A 14590-nucleotide genomic window follows, 5' to 3' on the forward strand; every position below is an offset into this window, starting at 1 on the left:
TGAGTGTTGGCAAGTGGTTTTTTGTATATTTTTGGGCCGGATTTGACCAACATGAATTAACTGCCGTAAACTACATTTCAATTATGCCATATACAGCTGATAATTATATAAGTTGTATTATTCCGGGAGATAGTATTTCTTTCAATATTTTCGGAGCTCGTGAAGTTCATGGTCGAGGTAATTTAATACCTGAACTAATCTCTGATATTGAATTCAATAATAAAAATATTAGGATTAAAGCGTTTAGTGTAGAAGAAGCACAAGTAACGAAGGACCATCATATATTTAATTTTATCGTCGAGGCTGAAATAGAAGGAGATAATATAGAAAAAACCAACGAGATCATAATTTTCTTTAATGATAAAGAAACAAAAAAATATAGTATTGGCGAAATTACATTAGTAAATAATAAAAACTACCATGAAAACGATATTGAAACTATTCATTCATTTACCATAGGATATCCTATACCCAGTTTAGATGTCGGCATCACGAACAAAAGCAACGATACTATTCATGTCAACAAAGTTTATGATTTAAATAAAAACTTGAATTATAACTTTGATGAAAGTACAGAATTAAAACAACAGGAAAATTATGATATTATAATATCTACGTTTGAAGAAGAAAAAGCATTCGATTTTTATACCATAACTCCCATACTCCAGTATTCCAAAAACGGACAGGATTACTTTTATAATATGCACGACGTCATTTACGGTGTTCTAATTCCCGATGAGGAAAAGATCCAAAAAATAATTAATTAGATGAACAAATTTCATTAAGTACAAAATAAGGATTCAGTGTTTGAAAAGAAAGGATTAAGTTTGTACAATATGTAGCGTTAGTGAGTTGAAAAACATAACTCACTAACGCTATTTTGTATTTAAACAAGGGTGATTTGATAAATGTATAACCGATATTTTGTAGTTATATTTTATTCCTTTAAGCCTTAATTGACTGAACCTCAAGAAGTTCAGACTTTCTAATGATTAATATTATGCATCTTTTTTTCCTTCAAGCTCGTCACAGACAGTGAACAGTAAATGGAGGGAATAACTATGATTGAAGTAAAACAACTATCCCATCAGTTTGAACTTGGGAAAAAAGATAAGAAAACCGTCATTCCTGTCTTACAAGACGTGAGTTTTTCAGTAAATAAAGGTGAAATTGTAACGTTAGTTGGCCGGAGTGGTTCTGGTAAATCTACATTGCTGCATTTAATTGGCGGTTTTTTACCAAGACAAAGCGGTACCATCACGATTAATGGAATGGATGTGAGCAACTTTACAGAAGCACAGTTCGCCGAATTTCGCCTTGGCACGATTGGCTTTATCTTTCAGAACTTTCAACTCATCCAATCAATGAATGCTTATCAAAATGTTGAATTACCACTCATTTTACAAGGCGTGAGTGAAACCGCCCGTAAAATTCAAGCATTAGAAACATTAAAAAAAGTCGGTCTCGAAGGATTTGAACATCATTATCCGAGTGAGCTCTCAGGTGGTCAACAGCAACGGGTCAGCGTCGCACGTGCCCTCGTCTTAAATCCACTCATTATTCTAGCCGATGAACCGACAGGCAGCTTAGACTCTGAAACAGAAGAAGACCTGCTTCACCTCATTAAAGAGCTAAATGAATCGCTTGATATCACTTTCCTCATTATTACCCATGATGATGAAGTCGCAAAAATTGGTCACCGTTCACTGATGATGCATGACGGTGCCCTTATCGACCAGGAGGTGAAGTAATGTTATTTAAAGATCAGCTTTACTTCGTCAGAGAAAATATGAAAAAGAATAAAATGCGGATTTTTATGACCGTGCTCGCAACAGCGATGGGGACAGCCTTCTTAATTGTCTTGGCTTCTGTTGCTTTCGGTTTACATGATACCTTAATTAAAGATGTACTCGAACAAGAAACAGTCAATCAAGTCCAAATCTACGGAAAAGACGATCCCAACAGTCAAGGAATTACCGACGAGGACATTGACTATTTTCAGTCACTTGAGCATGTCCGTGCCGTTAGAAAACAAAGTTTCTTTCGCCAGTCTCCACTTGTCTCACTTAATGGTTATGAAACAAATCCATACACCGTCGCGGTAGATATGGCCGCATTAGAAGCAGGGGGGACCCAGCTTAAAGACGGACGATACGCCACATCAAGTGATGAAGTTATTGTTGGGTATCACTTTTATGAACAACTGCTAGAGAAGGGAACCGACCCTGAAGATATGTATGATGAAAATGGTGAGCGGATAAAGGAAACGCTATATCAAGGTAAGCTCATCGGTGAAACAATCGACCTTACCGTGTCACGATTAACCAATGAGACGGATACAGAAGAAAAAACGTATCAACTTACCATTGTTGGGGTGACAGCTGAACCAGCCAACGAATGGCAACAAGACCAAAGTCTTTATACGACCTTTGACTTTTACCAGTCAGTCAGTGAATATACCGGGACACCTGGTGGGGAAATGTATTTCCAAGAAGAACCGATGGATTTGACGTTTTACTATGATGAAGTAACGATTCAATCGAATAACTTAGAAAATGTACAGGCTTTAACTGATACGATTAACGACCAAGGCTATTACGGCTACTCCGTTGCATCAGAACTTAAACAAATCAATATGCTCTTTACTATCGCCAAAGCTGGTTTAATTTTCATTGGGGCGATTGCCGTTATTATTGCTTCAATTGGGATTTTTAATACGATGACGATGGCGGTCACAGAACGCGCACCAGACATTGGGATCATGAAAGCAATCGGTGCTAGTCCTAAGACCATTAAACAAATTTTCTTACTTGAAAGTAGCATCATCGGCATTATGGGTGCAACAATTGGGACATTGGTGAGTTACCTCATCAGTTTCTTAGTTAATATCGGCTTACCAATGATTTTAGAAGCTGCCTTTGAAGACCAACTCCCTGAAGGGTTCCAGTTCTCAAGTATACCGTGGACACTTGTGCTGATTGCCTATGTCATTTGTCTTTTGGTCACCCTTATTTCTGGGTCACGACCAGCTAAAAAAGCAACGAAAATTGATGTCTTAAGCGCGTTAAGACGTGAATTATAATGAACAAATAGAATTAACCAATGATTAACCAAGTCTCATGAAAGGAGCAACCTATGAAACTATTTAGAATAATCGTTATGGTTTGTCTGATCGCTCTCACTGCTTGCGCGCAAACAGAATCAGACACATCTGTCTTCCAATACAAAGGCTCATATGTTGGTGACAACAGTGCTGTCGGGAATATCAGTCGCATGGTCACGACATTAGAGACCGTTGATCGCTTTAAGCTTCAAACAAAACAAGAACCTTACGGGATTGAATTATATTATGAAAGTGATGAGCCCTATGCCTTTAATGTAATAGATAAAGAAATCCATCAACAATCCCTTTATCTCTATTACTTAATTGACAACGTGGACTACATTAGTTTTATCTTTAATAATCAAGCCGTCCATACCGACCGCGACATGTATGCGAGTGACATAAAAGCACTCAATAAGATTGAGAACATCAATGAACAAAAAGTGAATAACTATTTATATGAAACATATGCCCCTTAATGAAATACGCGCCTGACTCAAGGAAGAGTCAGGCGCTCACTTTTAACTATTGGTATTTTGACTATAAAATTTTTGGCTTAGCTTTATCGATATCACATTAACAACAAAAGAAATGAATACAACCACCCAGACAAACAACGGGGATGCCATCAACCTAGCACCGCTAGTCGATAACGTCATCATGGAAAATGGGATGGTAGTAATAAGAAACAGCGCCGCAAAGACTATTCCAAACAAAAGTCTACCTTTTTCTATGCCAAATTTAAATATAAATGGCATTAACACCGCATAAGCAATTAAAACCGTTGCGATCATCAACAACATGTTTACAACAAATATAGGATACAATGCCAACGATAAATTTAAAACACCAAACGCATGGTAAATGAATTGTGCAATTAATATAAAACTACCCACTACTGCCATAAAGCCATATCCAAGGACATATTTACTTAACACAATCGTTTTTCCTGATATGGGCATCATTCGCATCAGTCGGTCCCATTTGGCGCGTTCATCAAAACCAAATGAAGAGATTGAAATAGTAACTGCATACATTAATGTAAAACTGATCATATTCGATGCTGGAATTAGTCCAAAACCAGCAAAGATAATAAATAGTATTCGCATCTGTTTTTCTATCGTAAAAATATCTTTTAGGAGTAACCCTTTCATAAAACTTTCCATCCTTTCATCATCACGATCAAACGACTCTATCCATTAAGAAAAAGTCGTCAAAGATCATGCATTCGATTAACAAACCTACCCACTATTGCCGTCGACTTGTCCATTGATTTTCGTCTATTAAATTACTACTGGCAAGTCCATTTCATTTGAAGCTACTTTAAATGAAAGTAAATCGTAACGTTCAAGAAAATAATCTCTTTTTTTCATTAACTATTAGTATTTCGACTATAAAACCTTTGACTTAATTTTATTGAGCTGATATTGACTACAGCAGCAACCACTAAAAGCAGCCAGATAAACCAAGAAGATATAAAGAGGCCATCAGAGATAATTTGAATAAAAGAAAACGGAATGGTTAAGAAAATGAACACCGCAAAGACGGCGCCAAATACAAGTCGTCCTTTCTCCATACCCAGTTTAAAAACAAATGGCATTAATATCGCGTAACCAGTCAATGCCAATAAAAACATAGGTAAATTATTCAACAAAAAGACGGGGAATGACGCTAACGTTAAATCTCGATAGCCAAAAGCGTGATAACCAAATTGGGCAATTAGCATAATGAGACTAATCAGGCCAAGGAAACCATAACCGAGAACGTATTTACTTAAGATAATCGTCCTTTCTTGAATCGGCATCATCCGCATCAGTCGGTCCCATTTGGCATGTTCATCATAACCAAATGATGAAATGGGAATAATGATCGCATACATAATTATAAAATTGCTTATATTAGCTACTGGAATAAGGGCAACAAATAGAATCATAATAAGTGGCGCTCGCATCTGTTTTTCTAATGTGAAAATATCTTTTAGAAGTAATCCCTTCATAATTGCTTCACGCCTTTTGTCATCAAAATCATCACATCTTCTAATGTCGCTTTTTCTAAATCACCAAAGACGGTGTCAGACGAGGAGAGTGCCGCTTTATCCACTAACAACTCGACCGCATAACGACTCACCCGCTGACCTTTAATCGCGGCTTGATTGATGGTTAAGTCGTTGATCTCTTCTGGCGCTATTTTTAGTAGACGAAAGCGTTCCAGTAATCCGTCTTTTTCTTCCATAAACTTGAGGCGCCCTTGGTGTAAGAAGGCAATATAGTCACAACTTTTCTCTAAGTCACTGACGATATGTGACGACAACAGCACCGTATGACGTTCATCTCTAGTAAACTCATTAATAATATCCAAAATTTCTTCACGCACCATTGGATCTAAACCACTTGTCGCTTCATCTAAAATGAGTAATTCTGCGTGATGGGACAAAGCAACAGCTAGTTGTAATTTCATTTTCATCCCACGTGAAAAGTCTTTAAATACTTGATTGTATGGCAACTTAAACTGTTCCATGTAGTAATCAAAAGCATCATCATCCCAAGCGGTGTAAACATTTCTCAACACAACCTGAATCCGTTTCGCTGTTAGCGTCTCAGGAAAATAGGCTTCATCTAAAACAACACCAACTTTTTGTTTTACATCTAAAAATTCATCCGCCTCATTATTTACACCAAGGACATAAATCGTCCCACTATCTTTTTTTAACGCCTGCATAATCATATGTAACGTCGTACTTTTTCCTGCCCCGTTCTCACCGACCAACCCAACAATCGATCCCGTCGGGACCCTTAAATGAAGGTTATTTATACTAAAGTTTTTAAACTGCTTACTCACATCCGTTAATTCAATCGCCTGCATCACTTTCGTCCTCCTTCTGTTTCACTCTTTAATATATCTAGTAACGCTTTAAGTTCAGCTATCGATATACCGACAGTGTCGGCCAAATCAAGCGCATCTTGTAGATAGGTTTCGATTTGTTTTAAATACTCTTCTTTAATAAGTGACGGATTCATGCCTTTTACATAAGACCCTCGCTTAGCCATCGTGTATATAAACCCGTCCCGCTCCAACTCTTCATAGGCGCGTTTTGTGGTAATCACACTGACTTTTAAGTCTTTTGCCAGTTGCCTGATTGAAGGCAAGGCTTCATCTTTTTTTAATTCCCCCGCAATAATTTGCGATTTGATTTGATCATAGATTTGTTTAAAAATTGGCGCATCTGATTGATTATGAATCACTAAGCGCATGTTTTCACCAACTTTCTGTATATATACAATATACACAATATAAACAGACATGTCTACTTTTTTCCAAAAAGAAAAAGCGCACCTGTTAAAGGGCGCGCTTAATAATCATTTAATCTATTCTATTCGTTTTTTGCATACAACTTGTCATAGTAATCTTCAAGCATACGTTTAACCGCATAACGATCACGGGTTGATTCAATACTACGTGCCATCATTTGTACCCACTTATCATGGTTTTGATAGAAGGTTGGTAACACTTCTTCTCTTAATACACGATAAAGCGCATCTAAATCATGCTTATCTAATGCTTCAACGTCATCAGATTCAAAGCCATCACCAAACTGCCAGCCATTTTCACCGTGTTCACACGCTTCTGGCCACCAGCCATCTAATGTACTTAAGTTTAAGACACCGTTCATTGCCGCTTTCATACCTGAAGTTCCACTTGCTTCTTTCGGACGACGTGGGTTATTAAGCCATACATCAGACCCACGCGTTAACATTGCCCCAATGGTCATATCATAGTTTTCTAAAAAAACAACCGCATGTGGGTATTTCTTCGCCATTTTCACAAGTGACGACACAATGCCTTTACCCGTATCATCGAGTGGGTGCGCTTTGCCTGAGAAGACAATCTGCACATCACCAGATTCGAGTAACGGACCGATGATCGCTTCATCTGTGAAGATAAAGTCACTACGTTTATAAGGTGCCGCCCGACGAGAGAAACCGATGATTAGTTTATCCTCTTTAAGGCGAACGCCGTTACGTTCTTCAATAAAATCAATTAATGCACGTTTATTGTCTAAGTGACGTGACCATAAATCACCACCACTTGCTTGCAAGTCTAGCATTTGTTCATCAACCCATGTTGGACGGTGAATACAGTTGGTAATCGGAATAATTTCTGAGCGATTATCCACATGTGCCCACATTTTATTTGCTGTCTCACCGTGTAATTCGGCAACAGCGTTAGACATACGGGATAGTCTTAGTGCTCCAACTGTCATATTAAACGGTGCTCCACCAATTTCAACAAGCTGTTCTACTGTAAGACCATTAGCTGCACCCATGTATAATAATTTTTCGATTGGATGCGATTCATTTCCCTCAACAATCGGCGTGTGCGTTGTGAAGACGGTCTCGTCACGTGTTTGTTTCCAGGCTTCATAAAAGTCAGCACCTTGATCCATCTTTTCACGCATTAACTCAAAGCCAGCAAACAGTGCGTGACCTTCGTTAAAGTGATACACATCAATGTCATGACCGAGTTTGCGCAAGGCACGCACGCCTGCAATACCAAGAACCATTTCTTGGGCAATTCGCTCTTCACCGAACCAACCGTATAGTTGTCCTGTAATCCATGCTTCCGGGTTACCTGGTACATCTGTATCTAATAAGTATAACGGGACATTCCCAAATTGTTCAACTTTCCATACTTTACAGGTAATGTTTTGCTTTCTAATCGTCACATCAACCGTCACACCGGTATCTTCTAAGAAATCATAATCATAATTGTGATAACTATCATATGGCTTACCATGTTCATCAATGCGTTGATCTGTATAGCCTTGTTTCCACTTAATACCGATCCCTACCATTGGGTAATCATGATCTTTGGCTCCTTTTAAGTAATCCCCTGCGAGAATCCCTAAACCACCTGCATACGTTTTCATACTTGTGTCCAATCCATACTCCATACAGAAGTATGCGACACGTGAATCTTTATTTGTCATTACAATTCCTCCTTCGTGTGATTAGCTTGATATGATGCTTCGTTACGCGTTTTGAAAGCGCAATCACTCTACATATTCTATCCTACACTAATTTTCAACTTTTGACTAGTGTTTTTTGAGAAAACGGTTGCATTATTTCCTGATATCTACTAAATGCGTCTTTATATAATCCTCAACGTTCATTTTAATTGTGACGCATGTTCACATTATTACTTTACTCATTATTCCCTGAAAAAATTAAAGTGAAACAAAAAACAGGACATCGCTGTCCTGTTTAACTGTCTTTAATTCTTTTTCGATGCTTTTTCACGTTCGTTTTTATTTAAAATCTTTTTACGTAAACGAATTGATTCTGGTGTGACTTCACAGTACTCATCATCATCTAAATATTCAATAGCTTCTTCTAAGCTTAACTGACGCGTTTTACGAATAGTTGAAGTTTGATCTTTATTTGCTGAACGAACGTTAGTTAAGTGTTTTTCTTTCGTGATATTAACAGTTAAATCATTATCACGGTTGTGTTCACCAACAATCATTCCTGCATAAACTTCTGTACCAGGTTCAACAAAGATAATCCCGCGGTCTTCTAAGTTCATGATACCGTAAGTAGATGCCTTACCATTCTCTAATGCAACAAGAACACCTTGGCGACGCCCGCCAACTTTACCTTTAACAACAGGTTGATAACTATCAAATGTGTGGTTAATAATACCATAACCCCGTGTTTGTGTTAAAAATTCGGTTGAATAACCAATAAGACCACGTGATGGTATTTTAAACTCAAGTCTAACCTGGCCATTACCTTGGTTAACCATATCGATCATTTCACCTTTACGAGAACCTAAGGATTCCATAACAGCTCCGGTGTGTTCTTCAGGAACATCCACTTGGACATGTTCAACAGGTTCGCACTGGACACCGTCAACGTCTTTAATGATAACTTGTGGTTTTGATAACTGGATTTCATATCCTTCACGACGCATGTTTTCAACAAGAATCGATAAGTGTAATTCGCCGCGACCAGATACAATCCAGGCATCCGGTGAATCTGTTGGATCAACGCGTAAACTCACATCAGTTTCTAATTGAAGCATTAAGCGTTCTTCAATTCTACGTGAAGTAATATATTTACCCTCACGACCCGCAAATGGGCTATTATTTGTCACAAATGTCATCTGTAGCGTTGGCTCATCAATGTGTAAGATTGGTAACGCATCTAAGTGATCACTCGGACAAACCGTTTCACCAACGTTAATATCTTCTAAACCAGCTAAAGCAATAATATCCCCACTATGTGCTTCATTGATTTCAATCCGTTTCAGTCCTAGGAAGCCAAAGATTTTAGAGACACGGAAACTTTTAGTTGAACCGTCTTTTTTAATCAGTGTCACCTGTTCACCGACTTTAATTGACCCACGCACAACTCGTCCGATACCAATACGACCTAAGTAATCGTTATAATCAAGTAACGTAACTTGGAATTGTAGTGGATCTTTTGAGTTATCAACAGGTGCTGGAATATTGGTCATAATCGTCTTAAAGACTGCTTCCATTGATTCTTCTTGTGCTTCTGGTTCTTCACCTGATGTCCCGTTTAAAGCTGACGCATAAACGACAGGGAATTCTAATTGCTCATCATCGGCTCCGAGTTCGATGAATAAGTCTAATACTTCATCAACGACGTGCTCTGGACGTGCATTTGGACGGTCAATCTTATTTAAAACGACCACTGGTCTCAGTTTTTGCTCTAATGCTTTTTTCAGCACAAAACGCGTTTGTGGCATACAACCTTCGTATGCATCAACAACTAAAAGTACACCGTCAACCATACGTAAAATCCGTTCTACTTCACCACCAAAATCGGCGTGACCTGGTGTATCTAAAATATTAATACGCGTATCATTGTAATTAATCGCGGTATTTTTCGCTAAAATTGTAATCCCACGTTCGCGCTCGATATCGTTTGAATCCATCATTCGATCATCCGTTTGTTCATTCTCACGAAACGTGCCTGAATAACGTAACAATTGATCGACTAACGTTGTTTTTCCGTGGTCAACGTGGGCGATAATTGCTATGTTACGAATATCTTCTCTTAATTGCATCCCTAAACATCTCCTCTTTGTGTAAAAAAAACCTCGACTGACAGTTTAACTGAGTAAGTATAGCATAAAAGAAACCTCATCGTATAGGCTTTTCACCAAAAAAATGAAAATAACCGGTAATCTTTTAACTATCTCTTATATTTTTTCATTAAATTATCCAAATATGGTTAATTTTAACTTGATAAACCACTCCTTATTCTTCCTCTGGTTCTAACCGGTACAAACGAACCAAAAAGAGACCCGCGACATTGACCATTAAAGAAAGAATAAGGAGAGTCAGCACTACACTAAAGGGGATGCCGACTGGATAAAGTAACGATAAAACACTAATAGTGATCACAATGACCGCTGCAATCAAACGCATCACAAGGTACCACAGATTCCGCTTAATCACATAAGCATCCTCATCTCTGACTGAGACGGTTACTTTCTTACTGAGCGGCTGATTAACCGTTAATGTGTGTGGTCCCGCATCTAGAGAGATGTCTAATGTCTCATCGCGGTCGAGTAACGCCACCCGCTCTCCATCAAGATGTACGTGTGGGCGTTGTAAACGGTCGGCTTTGTTCGTTAGTTTCATCTTCTTGCCCCACTTTCCTTACAGTATAATCGTAAATCTTGCGCCACCTGTTGGTGCATGGCCCACTTCAATGGTACCATTCGAACGTTCAATAATTGCCCGAGAAATCGCAAGACCCAGTCCTGTCTCACCGCCTTTACCTTTAATAAACCGGTCAAATAACTGTGGCATAAGCGCTTCATCAATGCCCTCACCATCATCGTCTACAGTAATGTAAAGACGACCTTGTTCGTGGCGTGCTTCCACCAACACCCGTGTTTTCGCATGGCGAATCGCATTAGTGATAATATTCATAAGGGCACGCAACACTTTTTCTTCATCGACAACGACTGTTAAATCGTCAATCACGTTATGGTTTAAGGCAATTTGTTGATCGGTCGCAAGTGGAATCGCCCGGTCAATCGCTTGTTGAATCAAATGTGAAATGTAAATCGTTTCATCATGATAGATTGTTTCGTCACTATCGAGCTTTGCTAACAGAATCATTTCATTGATAATTTTTTTGAGTCGCGCAATCTCCTGAGTTATCACTTCAAGCCCACGCGCTTCTTCTTCACCGGTGAATACACCGTCTTTAATGCCTTCAGCATAACCTTGAATTGTCATTAACGGTGTTTTTAGTTCGTGACTCGCATTTTGGAAGAACTGTTGCTGGGACTTCATATAACGCTCGAGTGCCCTTGCCATATCGACCATGCTCTCTTCTACTTCCTTGATTTCACCGGTCGCTTTAATTCTTTCTAATGAATCAAATTGACGTTTTTCCACTTTCTTCAATTGATGCTTTAACTGTGTCAGTGGTGTTACTAACCGCATCGTCAAGTAGTGAGACAAAATCGCAATCACAATCACCCCAAACATAAACACAATCACGAGTCGGTTGAAAAACACGCTCTGAACCGCTTGTAAGTCTCCAAGTGGTGTAATAAGGACAAGCTCTTGATTCAGTAGCTCTGGGTAAATGGGTAAGATTGAAACGACATACTCAGTCTCCCCGTCGCTCCACAGCGGTTGATTATTGTTCGTTAAGTCATAACGATTCACCCACGTTTCAATCGTTGAGACTTCAAGTGAAGAGGAATACAACATCACTTGTTCATTAGCCCGGTTATAAATAAACAGATAGACTTCTTCATCGTTGAGCCAATCAGAAAAGTTTCTCGGTGCCACTTCACTGTAGAGAAATTGCGCTAATAACTCTCCTTTTTCAGCAAGCTGGTCTTTCTCATTTTGAATTAAGACATCGAGTAATAAGGAGTGAATCGCAATTGTGACAAATAGCATCGTCACAACAAGTAGCGTCGTAAAAGCAACGGTTAGTTGCGTCTGCAGTTTCATTCAGCTTCATCCTGACGAAGACGATAACCATAACCCCAGACGGTTTCAAGTGGTACCCCGTCCATCTTTTTTCTAAGGCGTTTGATTAAATCATCCACCGCGCGGTCACTTCCGAAGTAATCATCTCCCCAAACAAGGGTAAGCAGTTCTTCTCGGGAAAAAGCACGGTTTTCATTTTTCACAAGATGATACAATAAATCATATTCTTTTGACGTCACGTCAATTTCTTCATCCTGCCAAAACACCCGGCGTTCTTTATGGTTGATCGATAAGTCGCCGACAGTTACGGCATCCGTTTGAACGCTCTCTGTTTCTTTTGGTTGTGTCCGTTTAAATAAGCGTTTCACCCTCGCAACAAGTTCTCGTGGACTAAACGGTTTTGTTAAATAGTCATCGCTACCAAGTTCAAGACCTAAAATTTTATCGACTTCTTCATCTTTTGCCGAAATAATAATAATCGGCACCTCACTGATCTGTCTAATCCGTTTACATAACTCATACCCATCCATGCCTGGCAACATAATATCTAAAATCCACATATCTGGTTGTTTTTTTTCAGCATATGCCCAAGCACTTTCCGCATCACCAACGACCGAGACATCATAGCCTTCTTTTATTAAATAGGCTTTCACAATATCGCGAATATTTGGGTCATCCTCAACGATAAACACATGTTGATGCATCACATTTCCTCCCTCTTATTATGTAGTTTTATTATTATTTGCTTAAACTCATCATCTTCATTTATTATAACATGCTTCTACCTACAGTTTTTTCGTCTTTTTTAACTACCCACGTCTTTTTATATTTTCTCATATTTTAATCGTTGTGTCTTTCCATACTTTTTTCATAACTTTACCGTATTCATGCCTAACCTCTAACCTATACTAATAAGTATCAAGTCATTATTTACTTTTACATTTCGAAAGGAGTCTTTTGCATGGATGAATTCAACAATATAAAGGATAACGAAAAAGAATCAGATGGAATATCTGAAGAAACAAACGAACAAACAGCTCAGCCCAATTCAGCAAACCTAACACAAGCTGAACCATTAGTTGAGGAAAAGGCAGTAGAAAAAACTATCGTTAAAAAGCAAAGCGTGGTAAGCCTTTGGCTCAGCGGTCTCGTCGGTGGTTTAACCGTGGCTGTCATTGGTTTCTTACTACTATTTAATGGTGTCATACCATTTCAAAATGAAACAATTCCTAATAACGACACCTCAAATCCAACATCGTCTTTAATTCAAACTGCAACAACAGAAGATGACGGCGCAACAGATATGTTATCCGATGTCGGAGAAGCTGTTGTTGGTGTTGCTAATATTCAAAACCAAAGTTTATGGACCGAATCAAATGATGCTGGCTCTGGGTCAGGGGTTGTCTATAAAGTAGAAGATGACCGGGCGTATGTTGTGACCAATCACCACGTCATTGATGGTGCAAATAGTATCGAAGTAATATTAGCCGATGGCGAACGGGTAGAAGCACAACTACACGGCTCAGATGAATTAACGGACTTAGCCGTCTTATCAATTGATAAAGAACATGTGTCAACCGTCGCAACGTTTGGTTCATCTGACGATTTAGTTGTTGGAGAAACAGCCATCGCAATTGGAAATCCGCTTGGTGAAGAATTTGCTGGTACAGTTACCAAAGGTATTATTAGTGGGGTCAACCGATCACTAACTGTTGATAGTAATCAAGATGGTCAAGCTGACTGGACCGTTGACGTCTTACAAACAGATGCAGCGATTAACCCTGGTAATAGTGGTGGCGCGTTAATCAACAGTCAAGGTGAAGTGATTGGGATTAATTCCATGAAGATTGCGTTAGAATCTGTTGAAGGGATTGGCTTTGCGATTCCGATCGATGAAGCCCAACCAATCATTGACCAACTTGAAACAGAAGGTGAAGTGAATCGTCCATTTATAGGGATCAGTGCTGTTGATTTCTCTACCGTCCCGACAGAGCATGTCACACAGACATTAAATCTTGACCCCAATGAAGTATCAAGCGGGATTGTCATCGCCGAAGTTCATCCAAGTTCCTCAGCCGCAGAAGCTGGACTTGAAACATATGATGTAATCACGGATATCGACGGGACAGCGATTACGAATATGATGGATTTACGTCAATATCTCTACCAAGAGACAAGCATTGGAGACACAATTACAGTTACCTTCTATCGTGACGGGACCCAGTCAACTGTTGACGTCACGCTACAAGGTGAATAATTCAAATTGACAAGTGTCTTCACTTGTTTCATATAGAATCAGATTGGCATATCCCCCCTATCTTTAACGTGAAACTCAAAACTTTATCCTTATGTGCCAATCTATTAAGAAGAGCCACGCCAAAATTTGGCGTGGCTCTTCTATTTGGTTCTTTGTCAAATGGTGTTGGTGAGAAGTTTTAACCAATAATTTCAAGTTTATATTTCACATGTTTCGGCTCTTTTTATGCAGCTGAAACATG

Annotated in this window: 14 protein-coding genes; 5 read left to right on the top strand and 9 right to left on the bottom strand. The window is 38.9% G+C overall.

Annotation, left to right across the window (positions count from 1 at the left end):
* From BM098_RS13515 to BM098_RS12230, 4 genes are all read left to right on the top strand, one after another.
* On the top strand, nt 1-767 hold a 767-nt coding region (locus BM098_RS13515; protein WP_089833761.1), incomplete at its 5' end, for a hypothetical protein.
* 294 nt (nt 768-1061) lie between these two features.
* A complete protein-coding gene (locus tag BM098_RS12220; RefSeq protein ID WP_089833763.1) occupies nt 1062-1751 on the top strand; it encodes an ABC transporter ATP-binding protein in 690 nt (229 codons plus the stop codon).
* Nucleotides 1751-3082 carry an ABC transporter permease gene (locus BM098_RS12225; protein ID WP_089833765.1) on the top strand — a complete coding sequence of 444 codons (1332 nt, stop codon included), beginning with the start codon at nt 1751-1753 and terminating at the stop codon, nt 3080-3082. The genes BM098_RS12220 and BM098_RS12225 overlap by 1 nt, the downstream gene beginning before the upstream one ends.
* Nucleotides 3083-3135: 53 nt before the next feature.
* Nucleotides 3136-3582 (top strand): DUF4825 domain-containing protein, encoded by a 447-nt coding sequence (locus BM098_RS12230; RefSeq protein ID WP_089833767.1) that lies wholly within the window; start codon nt 3136-3138, stop codon nt 3580-3582.
* A 42-nt stretch (nt 3583-3624) separates the two neighbouring features.
* On the opposite strand, the gene BM098_RS12235 is transcribed toward BM098_RS12230, so the two are convergent.
* The 9 genes from BM098_RS12235 to BM098_RS12275 all read right to left on the bottom strand — a co-directional run bounded on the left by BM098_RS12235 (nt 3625) and on the right by BM098_RS12275 (nt 12796).
* Complete coding sequence (locus BM098_RS12235; protein ID WP_159430194.1) at nt 3625-4257, bottom strand: ABC-2 transporter permease; 633 nt, start codon at nt 4255-4257, stop codon at nt 3625-3627.
* Nucleotides 4258-4475: 218 nt separating this feature from the next.
* Nucleotides 4476-5099 (bottom strand): ABC-2 transporter permease, encoded by a 624-nt coding sequence (locus BM098_RS12240; protein ID WP_089833772.1) that lies wholly within the window; start codon nt 5097-5099, stop codon nt 4476-4478.
* A complete protein-coding gene (locus BM098_RS12245; protein ID WP_089833774.1) occupies nt 5096-5965 on the bottom strand; it encodes an ABC transporter ATP-binding protein in 870 nt (289 codons plus the stop codon). Before BM098_RS12245 ends, BM098_RS12240 begins: the two co-directional genes overlap by 4 nt.
* Nucleotides 5965-6354 carry a GntR family transcriptional regulator gene (locus tag BM098_RS12250; protein ID WP_089833788.1) on the bottom strand — a complete coding sequence of 130 codons (390 nt, stop codon included), beginning with the start codon at nt 6352-6354 and terminating at the stop codon, nt 5965-5967. The genes BM098_RS12245 and BM098_RS12250 overlap by 1 nt, the downstream gene beginning before the upstream one ends.
* A gap of 119 nt (nt 6355-6473) precedes the next feature.
* Nucleotides 6474-8090 (bottom strand): alpha-glucan family phosphorylase, encoded by a 1617-nt coding sequence (glgP, locus tag BM098_RS12255; RefSeq protein WP_089833776.1) that lies wholly within the window; start codon nt 8088-8090, stop codon nt 6474-6476.
* 284 nt (nt 8091-8374) lie between these two features.
* On the bottom strand, nt 8375-10195 hold the full coding sequence (gene typA, locus BM098_RS12260; RefSeq protein ID WP_089833778.1) for a translational GTPase TypA: 1821 nt from the start codon (nt 10193-10195) through the stop codon (nt 8375-8377).
* Between the two features lie 193 nt (nt 10196-10388).
* On the bottom strand, nt 10389-10775 hold the full coding sequence (locus BM098_RS12265; protein ID WP_089833780.1) for a hypothetical protein: 387 nt from the start codon (nt 10773-10775) through the stop codon (nt 10389-10391).
* Nucleotides 10776-10793: 18 nt separating this feature from the next.
* Nucleotides 10794-12113: a sensor histidine kinase gene (locus BM098_RS12270; protein WP_089833782.1), complete on the bottom strand. Its 1320-nt coding sequence runs from the start codon at nt 12111-12113 to the stop codon at nt 10794-10796.
* Complete coding sequence (locus tag BM098_RS12275) at nt 12110-12796, bottom strand: response regulator transcription factor (protein ID WP_089833784.1); 687 nt, start codon at nt 12794-12796, stop codon at nt 12110-12112. Before BM098_RS12275 ends, BM098_RS12270 begins: the two co-directional genes overlap by 4 nt.
* Before the next feature lie 257 nt (nt 12797-13053).
* Here BM098_RS12275 and BM098_RS12280 point away from each other — a divergent pair, with 257 nt between their 5' ends.
* The gene (locus BM098_RS12280; protein WP_089833786.1) at nt 13054-14349 is read left to right on the top strand and encodes a S1C family serine protease; all 1296 of its coding nucleotides are present in this window, start codon (nt 13054-13056) and stop codon (nt 14347-14349) included.
* Nucleotides 14350-14590 lie beyond the last annotated feature (241 nt).

Origin of the sequence: Halolactibacillus halophilus (assembly GCF_900115605.1) — a bacterium.
In the GTDB taxonomy this organism is placed as follows: Bacteria; Bacillota; Bacilli; order Bacillales; family Amphibacillaceae; genus Halolactibacillus; species Halolactibacillus halophilus.

Coding starts and splice junctions, on each gene's coding strand:
- BM098_RS12220 (WP_089833763.1), top strand. CDS start 1,062: ATGATTGAAGTAAAACAACTATCCCATCAGTTTGAACTTGGGAAAAAA.
- BM098_RS12225 (WP_089833765.1), top strand. CDS start 1,751: ATGTTATTTAAAGATCAGCTTTACTTCGTCAGAGAAAATATGAAAAAG.
- BM098_RS12230 (WP_089833767.1), top strand. CDS start 3,136: ATGAAACTATTTAGAATAATCGTTATGGTTTGTCTGATCGCTCTCACT.
- BM098_RS12235 (WP_159430194.1), bottom strand. CDS start 4,257: ATGAAAGGGTTACTCCTAAAAGATATTTTTACGATAGAAAAACAGATG.
- BM098_RS12240 (WP_089833772.1), bottom strand. CDS start 5,099: ATGAAGGGATTACTTCTAAAAGATATTTTCACATTAGAAAAACAGATG.
- BM098_RS12245 (WP_089833774.1), bottom strand. CDS start 5,965: ATGCAGGCGATTGAATTAACGGATGTGAGTAAGCAGTTTAAAAACTTT.
- BM098_RS12250 (WP_089833788.1), bottom strand. CDS start 6,354: ATGCGCTTAGTGATTCATAATCAATCAGATGCGCCAATTTTTAAACAA.
- glgP (WP_089833776.1), bottom strand. CDS start 8,090: ATGACAAATAAAGATTCACGTGTCGCATACTTCTGTATGGAGTATGGA.
- typA (WP_089833778.1), bottom strand. CDS start 10,195: ATGCAATTAAGAGAAGATATTCGTAACATAGCAATTATCGCCCACGTT.
- BM098_RS12265 (WP_089833780.1), bottom strand. CDS start 10,775: ATGAAACTAACGAACAAAGCCGACCGTTTACAACGCCCACACGTACAT.
- BM098_RS12270 (WP_089833782.1), bottom strand. CDS start 12,113: ATGAAACTGCAGACGCAACTAACCGTTGCTTTTACGACGCTACTTGTT.
- BM098_RS12275 (WP_089833784.1), bottom strand. CDS start 12,796: ATGCATCAACATGTGTTTATCGTTGAGGATGACCCAAATATTCGCGAT.
- BM098_RS12280 (WP_089833786.1), top strand. CDS start 13,054: ATGGATGAATTCAACAATATAAAGGATAACGAAAAAGAATCAGATGGA.